Origin of the sequence: Streptomyces sp. E2N166, assembly GCF_003671715.1 — a bacterium.
GTDB lineage: Bacteria > Actinomycetota > Actinomycetes > Streptomycetales > Streptomycetaceae > Streptomyces > Streptomyces thinghirensis.
The window spans coordinates 1-9719 of record NZ_RAIF01000038.1 but is presented as its reverse complement, the minus strand read 5'-3'; the positions used below and the strand labels follow the sequence as shown (position 1 = coordinate 9719).

The 9719-nt window shown below is 70.0% G+C and carries 9 protein-coding genes and 1 pseudogene; 5 read left to right on the top strand and 5 right to left on the bottom strand.

All coding sequences use genetic code 11. The features are described 5' to 3' along the window. The coding region (locus tag EBH09_RS36820) for a transposase (protein WP_193776774.1) at window positions 1-237 on the top strand (237 nt) is incomplete at its 5' end. Between the two features lie 13 nt (window positions 238-250). Here the strand turns inward: EBH09_RS36820 and EBH09_RS38255 are convergent. The 4 genes and pseudogenes from EBH09_RS38255 to EBH09_RS36800 form a co-directional block, all read right to left on the bottom strand. After that, window positions 251-421 (bottom strand): annotated as a pseudogene (locus EBH09_RS38255) (3-carboxy-cis,cis-muconate cycloisomerase); the annotation flags it as partial. 155 nt (window positions 422-576) lie between these two features. Beyond that, window positions 577-1833, bottom strand: a complete 1257-nt coding sequence (locus EBH09_RS36810; protein ID WP_193776772.1) for a serine hydrolase domain-containing protein — start codon at window positions 1831-1833, stop codon at window positions 577-579. 441 nt (window positions 1834-2274) lie between these two features. Next, the gene (locus EBH09_RS36805) at window positions 2275-2832 is read right to left on the bottom strand and encodes an XRE family transcriptional regulator (protein WP_121751212.1); all 558 of its coding nucleotides are present in this window, start codon (window positions 2830-2832) and stop codon (window positions 2275-2277) included. Between the two features lie 12 nt (window positions 2833-2844). After that, window positions 2845-5154, bottom strand: a complete 2310-nt coding sequence (locus tag EBH09_RS36800; protein WP_121751211.1) for a helix-turn-helix transcriptional regulator — start codon at window positions 5152-5154, stop codon at window positions 2845-2847. A gap of 1344 nt (window positions 5155-6498) precedes the next feature. Here EBH09_RS36800 and EBH09_RS36795 point away from each other — a divergent pair. The 4 genes from EBH09_RS36795 to EBH09_RS36780 all read left to right on the top strand — a co-directional run bounded on the left by EBH09_RS36795 (window position 6499) and on the right by EBH09_RS36780 (window position 9361). Continuing rightward, window positions 6499-6702 carry a cold-shock protein gene (locus EBH09_RS36795; protein WP_030817331.1) on the top strand — a complete coding sequence of 68 codons (204 nt, stop codon included), beginning with the start codon at window positions 6499-6501 and terminating at the stop codon, window positions 6700-6702. A gap of 353 nt (window positions 6703-7055) precedes the next feature. Then, window positions 7056-8552: a DEAD/DEAH box helicase gene (locus tag EBH09_RS36790; protein WP_121751210.1), complete on the top strand. Its 1497-nt coding sequence runs from the start codon at window positions 7056-7058 to the stop codon at window positions 8550-8552. A 46-nt stretch (window positions 8553-8598) separates the two neighbouring features. Then, on the top strand, window positions 8599-9003 hold the full coding sequence (locus tag EBH09_RS36785; protein WP_121751209.1) for a CBS domain-containing protein: 405 nt from the start codon (window positions 8599-8601) through the stop codon (window positions 9001-9003). A gap of 49 nt (window positions 9004-9052) precedes the next feature. After that, window positions 9053-9361, top strand: a complete 309-nt coding sequence (locus EBH09_RS36780; protein WP_121751208.1) for an SCO5918 family protein — start codon at window positions 9053-9055, stop codon at window positions 9359-9361. 148 nt (window positions 9362-9509) lie between these two features. Here the strand turns inward: EBH09_RS36780 and EBH09_RS36775 are convergent. After that, the coding region (locus tag EBH09_RS36775) for a hemolysin III family protein (protein WP_193776771.1) at window positions 9510-9719 on the bottom strand (210 nt) is incomplete at its 5' end.

Sequence of the window (9719 nt, the reverse complement as noted above, 5' to 3'; positions counted from 1 at the left end):
ATCCGGCACACCATCCCCGAACGTCTCGACCAGCAAAGGCACAGGCACAACCGAGGATCCCAAGGCGGCCGGCCCACCGGATTCGACCGCGAACACTACAAGAAGCGCAACACCGTCGAACGTGCCATCAACCGACTCAAGGGCTTCCGCGCCGTCGCCACACGCTACGAGAAACGCGCCTACATCTACCTCGGCACCGTCGCCCTCGCAGCCCTCATGGTCTGGCTCCGCACATGATCCGAGAAACAGTGCCTAGGTCGGTGACGGGGGTGCGCAGCGCGTGCCAGGGCAGGGTGGGTGTGCTCAGGCCGGTCTCCTCGGCGTAGGCGGCGGTCAGGTCCTCGAACAGGGCTCGGGGGGTGGCGCGGGGGCCTGCGTGCTGGAGGTAGCCGGCGAGGGTGCCGGCCGCGCCGCCGAGGGAGCCTCCGCGCCGCGCGCCCCGCAGTACGCGATCGCTGGAGGCGAGCCCGCGACGTCTGAGAACCCATCGAGTGGCCTGTTGTGGGCCCACGCTACCGACTACGCGACTCCTGTCGAAGACATTGAGCGGTGTCTTCTGCGAGTGTGCGCCCCTGGTCACCCGCGCTCCCGGTCGCCGCACACCGCCCGGTCCAGCAGGTGGACCGCGGCCTTCGCCTGCTCGAGGAAGCGCTTCTCGTCACCGAAGCGCGTGGTGAAGACAGCGGCCGCGGCCGACACCCGGCCGTCGGGCGTGACGGCGGTCTCGGAAGCGGTACCGAAGGACGTGCCGCCGTGGTACCAGATCCCGCCCCCGCAGCCCTCGGCCGGGCGCCAGGCGAGGCCGAGCCCGTAGCGGGTCCTGCCGTCGGTGGCGTAGCCGGGCGCCGGGACGGTGGTGCGCATCTGCTCCAGCTGCTCCTGCGGCAGCAGCCGGCCGCCCATCAGGGCGCGCAGGAAGGTGTTCATGTCGCGGGTTGTGCTGATGATGCCGCCGTCCGCGCCGCCGCCCACGGCCAGCGTGGTGTCGGTGAGGTCGTCCCGGCCGGGGAACTGCGTGTACCCGGCGGCCGTCGGCATCGGCACGTACGGCGAGGTGTCTGGTATCAGCGTGCGGCGCAGCCCCAGCGGCTCGATGATCCGGTCGTGCACCTCCTGCGCCCAGGGGTTGCCGGTGGCCTTCTCGATGACCATCCCGAGTAGCACGTAGTTGGTGTTGGAGTACGCCCACTGCGTCTCGGCGCCCGGATCGTCCGCGTCCGGCAGCCAGCCGGGGGCACGCTCCATCGCCACGGCGACCTGCTCCTCGGGGGTCTGCGAGCGGAACCGCTGTGCGTGGAAGCGCTCGGGCGTCAGCTCCGCCGGGTCCTCGAAGGCGATGTCCGTGTAATTGGCCAGGCCGCTGGTGTGCTGGAGCAGGTTGTGCAGGGTGATGCGGCTGCCGTCGTTGCCGTTGCCGGCGACCACCCCGGGCAGCCACTGCTCGACGGTGTCGTCCAGGCTCAGCGTGCCCTCGCCGACGAGCTGGAGCGCGGCCACGGCCGTGAAGGTCTTGGTGTCGCTGCCGATGCGGTAGTAGGCGTCGAAGGGCACCCGGCCCCCGTTCTTCAGGCTCGCGGTGCCGGACCGGGCCTGCGTCTCGCGCCCGGCCGCGTCCCGGGCGAGGACCGTCAGCCCGGTGGCTCCCGTGTCCCGTACCGCGTCCGCGTCCCGCTGCAGCCGCGACCGCGCGTCCCCGCCGCCTGCGCCCATGGCCTCGGCCGTGGTGCCCGGCCCGAGAAGCGATGCGGTCCCGATTGCGGCGACCCCGGCCACGGCCAGCCCCGCACGCCACCGTCCGGACCGGCCCCACCGCGCACTCTTCGTGTTCTCCATGGTCGGAACGCTACGGAGGGCCGGCGCCGCGGACCATCCAGCTGGCTGCCCGGACGGGGGTGGTGCTGGCCCCCTACCACCCGGCGGCCACCGCCCTCCTTGCCGCGCCTCCGGTCTGATGCGCGCCTGCGCAGTGCGGGACGGCGCGGCGATCGTCGAGCACCTCTCACACCTCATGTCCAGGTGTGGGCGGGCCGGGATCCCGGCGCACCCACCGCCGCATCAGGCCGCCAGCGCTTCCCGGAGCGTTGAAGGCTTGAGTCCGAAGGTGTCGCGGGTATCGCTGTCGTCCACGATGAATGGACGCTTAACAACGACGCCTACGCTGCCCAACTCACCCATGCCGTCGGCGCCGCCCGCTCAAGTCGCCGACTTGTACACTCACTCGCCAACTCAAACGCTCAGTCACAAGTAGGCGGTTCGGGCTCTTGCTGATGGGAGCTACAGGTCGAACTCGAGGTGCTCGATGTCGGTGAACCGGACCTCCTCCAGGCTGCCGGCGCGGCGGCCGCTGTCCTGGAAGTAGACCTCCTTGAGCGCTTCGGCTGCGATGTCCTGGAGCTGCTGGTCGGTGGCGCCGGCTTGATGGGCGTCGAAGAGGCGGGCGGCGTGCTGCGGGGGCAGGGCGAGGGTCAGGTGCCGGATGCGGTCCTGGTCCGTCGACCCGATCGGCGCGGTGTAGCCCATGCGGGCGCGGGTGTCGATGACGATGCCGGCGGTGGTCGCCGCCCTCTGCCGGGCCCTGGCCCGCACCTGCGGCTGCCATCGCTTCTTCACCTCGCGTTCCAGGCGTGCGGCGAGTTCTGGGCGGGGCTTTTTGATTTGGCCTTTCACGTACCGTTCGACGGTGCGCTGGGAGATCCGCAGCATCTGGGCGACCGCACGGGTGCCTTTCAGCTGCTTGACCAGGTACCGCATCTGGGCAGGCGCGCTCTTGGGCGCTGGGCGGGTGAATGCCTTCTGGACCGCGGCGTCCAGGCCGTCCCCGAACAGGCTCATGGTCGCCTACTCCTACTTTCCGTTGTCGACGTCGGTGACGGTGCCATCCTTGATGTACCGGGCGAGGTTCAGCTCCGGGGCATCGAATCGTTCGCGGACTTCCTCGCCCCACAGGACGGTCTGGGTGCCTTCGTGCTTGACCAGGCCTGGGTTGATGCCCAGCTTGAAGCCACCGGGCAGCGGCTTGCCCTCCCGGTAGGGCAGGAAGTCCAGCGGCGAGGGCCCGCTGGACGCGTAGACGACGCAGTCGGACAGGACAGCGACCGGGTACTGCCCGGTGAACGCCGCATGCTTGACGATCTTGCGGTGCAGGTTGATGCGGGTACGGGAGATGACCGCCGCGCGGATGTCCGGCCGCCATGTCGGGCGGGACAGGGCCCGCCACGGCTGCCCGGGTTTCCAGCCCTCGCCCCGGGGCCGCTCGCGGAGCTTGCCCAGGCCGCCCTTGACCGTCGCCTTGATCGCCGAGGCGACGATCGCCAGCCCCGGGTCACGGTCTCTGTAGCCGTCCATCGCGGCGAGGAAGTCCGCCGGGGCGAGGTCGGCACCGACGCCGAGGTCGGCCATCGTGGCGAGGTAGGCGTCACGCAGCCGCTGATACCAGCCGTCCAGGTAGCGGCCGTTCTCGTACCGGACCCACGCCTCGATCGGACGCACCTCGTAGCCGAGCTCCGCCGCGTACGCCACGGTGGGCGTCGCGTACCAAGCCGGGCCTTCCGGTCGCGCGCCCTTCGGTGTGAACGGGGAAGGCAGCAGCGAGCCGTCCATCTCCACCCACTCCCTGCCCACCTTCACGCGAGACAGGTCCACGTGGGAGAGGTCGACCAGCCACGAGCCGGGTAGCTTCGAGTCGAACGCGGGGGCCTTGACGCGCGTCGCCTCCCCGAGGCCGACGTTCAGACCGTTCGCGCCGGCGGCGAAGGCCATGTTGACGTCGATGCCGACCAGGTGCCGCAGGGTGCACTCGGCATCGGTCATCGGCCGCGCCCAGTCGTACGCCTCCTCGAACAGCTTCTCCGCCGGTCCCCGCACGTGGAACCGGGGCAGGTCCTTGAGGACCGGGTGGCCGTCGGGGGCCTCGCAGGGCGCCGGGTCGACCGGATTCTTGCCCAGTGAGCCAGGGTTGTGCTCGGAGTGCCGCTTCCCCGTCGCGTCCGGCTCGGAGGCGCGCGTCGGCGGGTGCAGCGCGGTCATCAGCTCCAGACCGGTCACGGCGGTCGAGCCGCGCGGCGTCATCACGCGCGAGGCGTACGCGCCCAGGACACGGGCGAGTTCGGCCGGCGGGAGCTGTCCGGCCTCGCCCCAGTGCCGGGCATCCAGCGCGTTCCAGGAGGGGATGCACAGCTGCACGCAGGCCCGCTCAGAACCGGCGGCGGGGCGGTAGATCCGCGCCCACGGGCCGAAGCCGCGCTTGGTCAGCTTCCACTCCGCACGCGCGAGCTGCTTGACGACCTTGTGGCCCTCCGGGATCCGTCCAGCGTGCTTCTCCTCCTCCGTAAGCGCGACGGGCAGGCCGTAGCGCTCCAGCGCGGCCTCGGTGAGCACGAGCAGCGGGTCGGCGTCCTTGCCCGGCCCGGACAGCTTCGGCTGACCGAGCTTGGCCTCGCGCAGCGTCCAGTCGACCAGGGCCGGGATGCTCTTGGCGGGCACGTCCAGGACCAGGCCGCCGGTGCAGTACGCCAGCACCTGTCCGTCAGTGTCGACGTCGACGACCGCCAGCGGACCGTTCTCGAACCGCGGATCGGCGGATCCCGTCGGGGCGCCGGCCGGGGCTGCCTTCTTCGTACCCGGGCAGCGCGACGCCGACGACGTCCTGGCGGTGCGCGCCGGGCGAGGCACGGTGGCCGGGGCAGAGGACTGGGTGGTCTCGGTTGCACTCAAGGCCTCGGCCCCGGACGCCTCCACCGTGGACAGAGGCCGGACTTGCGCCGGGTGGTTCGTGACCGCCGCAGCCGCCTCCTGCGCGTCCTTGCCGTCGATCGCGGCGTCCGGAACCTCTGACATTTCGCCTGCAGAGTCGGGCGCGCCGGTGAACGTGGCGGGTGCTGGTGCAGCCGGCTCTCCGGGCGTGAAGGGCGCGGGGTAGAACTCCGCGAGTTGCCGAAGCAGCCGGGCGTATGCCTCACGCTCAGGGCCGCGCGGCTCGGTCGGCTTCTTCGTCGACTCCCAGGCGGACACCGTGGCCCGGCGCACCTTCAGAGCGCCGGCGACTTCGTCCAGCGTCAGGCCGTGCGCGACCCGCAGCCGCTTGCGCTCCTGCGCCGGCGGCAGCGGAGAGCGGGACGCGACCAGCGCGTCGACCGCGTCGAACAACTCAGACATGGAACACCTCCCGACCGTCACTCTACCCCGTAGAACGTATAAACTGCGCACATTTCGCGTACGAACGGCGTACTGTTTGTGTTCATGGAGGGAAATGGCGCGCAGTGTCCCTGCTGAGCAAGGGCGCCGCGGTCAGGCCGGATGGTCAGTCCGGCTGGAAGAGGAGGCCGAACCGCCCGCATAGCCCGTGTTTACCGCTCCACCGCCTCCGCGATCGACGGGTCGACGCGGCTTGGGGAGGTCAGCAGGCGTCTTGCTTCGGACAGGTTCCGGCCTGCCTCCTACGCTGCCGGACGGCGCTCACCGGTCGCCGTCGCCGGTCATGGACGGAAAGCGCTGTCCAGGCAAGTTGCCTCAGAGCCTACGGCGGACGCGAGGCACCCCTGCAGGCACGGCTTCACGGAATGCACACTTTCCCCGTCCTGCATGCGTGGTCCCCCAGCCCGCGGCAACCACCCCTGCCGTGAAAGACGTTCTTCCCCGAGGAACGCACGGGGCAGACACATGCCGTGCTCCAGCACCTCGGCATGGCGAACGCCGACCTTGTGTTGAAGCTGCGCGAACTGCTCCTCGATCTCCTGCTCGGTACTGCCCACCGAACCGCCCCCACCCGCAGTGTGACGACACGCCGACCGGACACTTCCCACCGGCGGCCACCGCCTGCCGTCAAACCGATCGGCCGTACCCGCAGTTGTCCGGGACCCGCCGGGCAATCAGATGCAGCCGCGACGCCGGCCGCCAGAGCACAGCGGGGCCTGCTGAAGGGTCACACCGCCGCGCGGCGGGCCGAGTTACCCACGCCGCCAGACCAGACCGCCCGAGGGCACCGAGGAGCCGCCCCCGACGATGCCGGAGGCGTACCCAGAAGCCTGTATCCAGGCAGCCCCAACTCCGACGCGGTCATGATGGGCTGCCGGGCCACGCCGCGGGCCGCTGTGGGCCCCAGCACTTGGCGGAAGGGACCGATCCGGTGTCGACGCTTGCCGGAGCCGGTCTTCGAGGGCGCGGCGGGGGGCGGATCACACAAGCGCGGCACTCAGAATATGACGTCGCGCGGGTGGGTCAATATCTGTGCCCGCAGGCTGAGATTTCAACGGGGCATGCGGATAGATTCTCTGCCGCAATAAGCAGGGTGGCGTTTCTTCACCGGACACTGGCTGCTGCGGCGTGCTACTGTCCTTCTCAGTTGCAGTTGTGGTTCCCGAAACTTCAAGTGCTCCGGTCGGCTCTGTGCCGCTGGGAGCGCTTTTGTATTTCCGGTCTTTTCCGGGCGGGGTGATCATCGCGGCGACATGGTGTCCGCATGGTGCGGGCTCCGATGCACTGCCCCAAAGGAGAAATGACATGGCTGCTGGTACCGTGAAGTGGTTCAACGCGGAAAAGGGCTTCGGTTTCATCGAGCAGGACGGTGGCGGCGCTGACGTGTTCGCCCACTACTCGAACATCGCCGCCCAGGGCTTCCGCGAGCTGCTGGAGGGCCAGAAGGTGAACTTCGACATCGCGCAGGGCCAGAAGGGCCCGACGGCCGAGAACATCGTTCTCGCCTGACGCCGACTGTCGCGTACTTGTAGCTGGGGCCCGCATCCTTCGGGGTGCGGGCCCCAGCTACATGCTTTTCCCGCGGTGATTTCACCTGTGGAGGACATCCAGGGAATCCGTAGGCTCACCGCACACGGATCGCCCTTCAGAGGTGCAGACGCACCCCCTTCACAGCTACAGCGCAGTGGACGCTTCGGATATTGAGTCCCCACCGCGCCCCTTATTTCAGCGCTTGCGAATCTGGCAACGGATAAGTCCGTGCGAGGGCAAGCCGCCACCCCACCGGCCCATTCTTGCAATTCTCCGTGCCGCTCATTACTGCGGGAATTCCTTGATATGTGCCGCATCGAGGAAGGTTCCGCATGAACCGCACACTCACGAACGACCGCTACACCCGCAACCGTAATGGCAGTGCCGACTCCGGAAAGGGTGGCAGCCGCTTCGGTTCGTCGGCCCCGCGCCGGTCGGCCGGCCCGAGCCGCTCCAGCGGTTACGGCCGCCGGCCCGCCGCCGTACAGGGGGAGTTCGCCCTCCCCCGGACGATCACCCCCGCGCTTCCCGCCGTAGAAGGCTTCGCCGATCTCGACATGCCCCGGGAACTGCTGACCGCGCTCGGCTCGGCCGGCGTCACCGCACCGTTCCCGATCCAGGGCGCGACCTTGCCGAACTCCCTCGCAGGCCGAGACGTCCTCGGCCGCGGGCGCACCGGTTCCGGCAAGACCCTCGCCTTCGGGCTGGCCCTGCTCGCCCGTACGGCCGGGCAGCGCGCCGAGCCCCGGCAGCCGCTGGGTCTGGTCCTCGTACCGACGCGTGAACTGGCACAGCAGGTCACCGACGCGCTCACCCCGTACGCCCGCTCCGTGAAGCTGCGGCTGGCCACCGTCGTGGGCGGAATGTCGATCGGCAGGCAGGCGAGCGCGCTGCGCGGTGGTGCCGAGGTCGTCGTCGCCACCCCGGGACGCCTGAAGGACCTCATCGACCGCGGCGACTGCCGGCTGAACCAGGTCTCCATCACCGTCCTCGACGAGGCCGACCAGATGGCCGACATGGGCTTCATGCCGCAGGTCACCGCCCTGCTCGACCAGGTGCGCCCCGAAGGCCAGCGCATGCTGTTCTCCGCCACCCTCGACCGCAACGTCGACCTGCTGGTGCGCCGCTACCTGACCGATCCCGTCGTGCACTCCGTCGACCCCTCGGCCGGTGCCGTCACGACGATGGAGCACCACGTACTCCATGTCCACGGCGCCGACAAGCACGCGGCCACCACCGAGATCGCCGCACGCGACGGACGCGTGATCATGTTTCTCGACACCAAGCACGCCGTCGACAGGCTGACTAAGGACCTGCTCAACAGCGGGGTACGGGCCGCCGCCCTGCACGGCGGCAAGTCCCAGCCGCAACGCACCCGCACCCTGGCGCAGTTCAAGACCGGACACGTCACCGTGCTCGTGGCGACCAACGTCGCGGCCCGCGGCATCCACGTCGACAACCTCGACCTCGTCGTGAACGTCGACCCGCCGACGGACCACAAGGACTACCTCCACCGCGGGGGCCGCACGGCCCGTGCCGGTGAGTCCGGCAGCGTCGTCACGCTCGTCACACCGAGCCAGCGTCGCGGCATGGTCCGGCTCATGTCGGACGCCGGGATCCTGCCGCAGACCACCCAGGTCCGCGCGGGCGACGAGGCTCTCAGCCGGATCACCGGAGCCCAGAGCCCGACCGGCATTCCGGTCGTCATCACCGCACCGGTGACCGAACGCCCCAAGAAGCGCGGTGCCACTTCCCGTGGCCGGCGCCGCCCCACCTCGGCTGCCCGGCGTTCCCCCGCACTCCAGTCCCCCGCCGGTGCGGCCGCGTAGAACAGTCCTGATCAGGAATCCGGCCCATCTTCGCAGGAGGCACCCTTTGACGCTGGTCCAGTTGCAGACCCGCTCCGTGAGCGCTCGCCCCGTGCCCAGCACGGTGGTCGACGTCATGGACGCGGCCGGACCGCAGGTCTGGTACGACATGACCGTCGAGGTGGCGCTGTCCGTCATGGCCGCCGCACGTACGGAGCATCTGGTCGTCTGCGACGAGGACGGCCTGTGCGTCGGCCTGGTCACCCAGGCCCGGCTCGCCGCCGTCCGGGACAGCTCCGGCTACACCGACCGGATCCGCCTCGGTGACATCACCGACGGCAGCGGGCCCTTCGTCTCCCCGTTGGCCACGAGGGAAGAAGCCGAGGACGCGACACCGTCCGGGCGGCTCGGGCCCGTGCCCGTGGTCGACGAACACGGCAACGCCCTGGGCATCCTCGCTCTCTCCCGCTGAACCGCTGGACGGCGGTCGGCCCCGTTTCCTCTTCTGCCTGTGAGGCATCATGCGCTGTGTCATTGCCCGCTTCCCGTTCGACCTGACCAAGAGCGGCGTGCTGGAATCGATGAAGGGCGTCAAACCCGAACCGGTCACCGGCGACTCAGTGATCATCGGACGCCGCCACTACCCCGTCAAGCAGGTCGGCCAGGTCATCACCCGCCAGGACCGCCGCGATTTCAGCGCCGGCGAGGTGCTGAGAGCCATGGCCATGCTCGGCTTCACCTGCCGCACCCTGCCCGAGGCCGCCCCCGCGCGCGTCGAAAGTCCGTTGCAGCGGGCTTCTGCGATGCTCGGCGCCCCCCTGTCCGTCTGACCGGCGCGACGAGCGCGCTGACACCAGAACAGCGGTGAGGGCCCGGCCGGCGCGCGCCGGCCGGGCCCTCACCGCATGCCGCATCTCCCGAACGGTGCGCGAGCGGGGCGACAGCACCGCGCCGCAGGAGTGAATCCTGCTGCTGGGGTCAGTAGACGGCGAGGGAGATGGCGATGTAGTGCGCGGTGAAGGCTGCCACGGTCAGAGCGTGGAACACCTCGTGGAAGCCGAACCAACGGGGCGAGGGGTTGGGGCGTTGGACGGCGTACACCACCGCTCCCGCGCTGTAGAGGAGTCCGCCGGTCACTATCAGGGTGACGACGGCCGCTCCGCCGGTGTGCAGGAAGTCGGGCAGGTA

Bases quoted from the DNA above. Each gene is read 5' to 3' on its own strand.
- EBH09_RS36800 (WP_121751211.1), bottom strand. From the start codon at position 5,154: ATGTCTGAGTTGTTCGACGCGGTCGACGCGCTGGTCGCGTCCCGCTCT.
- EBH09_RS36780 (WP_121751208.1), top strand. From the start codon at position 9,053: ATGCGCTGTGTCATTGCCCGCTTCCCGTTCGACCTGACCAAGAGCGGC.
- EBH09_RS36805 (WP_121751212.1), bottom strand. From the start codon at position 2,832: ATGAGCCTGTTCGGGGACGGCCTGGACGCCGCGGTCCAGAAGGCATTC.
- EBH09_RS36790 (WP_121751210.1), top strand. From the start codon at position 7,056: ATGAACCGCACACTCACGAACGACCGCTACACCCGCAACCGTAATGGC.
- EBH09_RS36795 (WP_030817331.1), top strand. From the start codon at position 6,499: ATGGCTGCTGGTACCGTGAAGTGGTTCAACGCGGAAAAGGGCTTCGGT.
- EBH09_RS36810 (WP_193776772.1), bottom strand. From the start codon at position 1,833: ATGGAGAACACGAAGAGTGCGCGGTGGGGCCGGTCCGGACGGTGGCGT.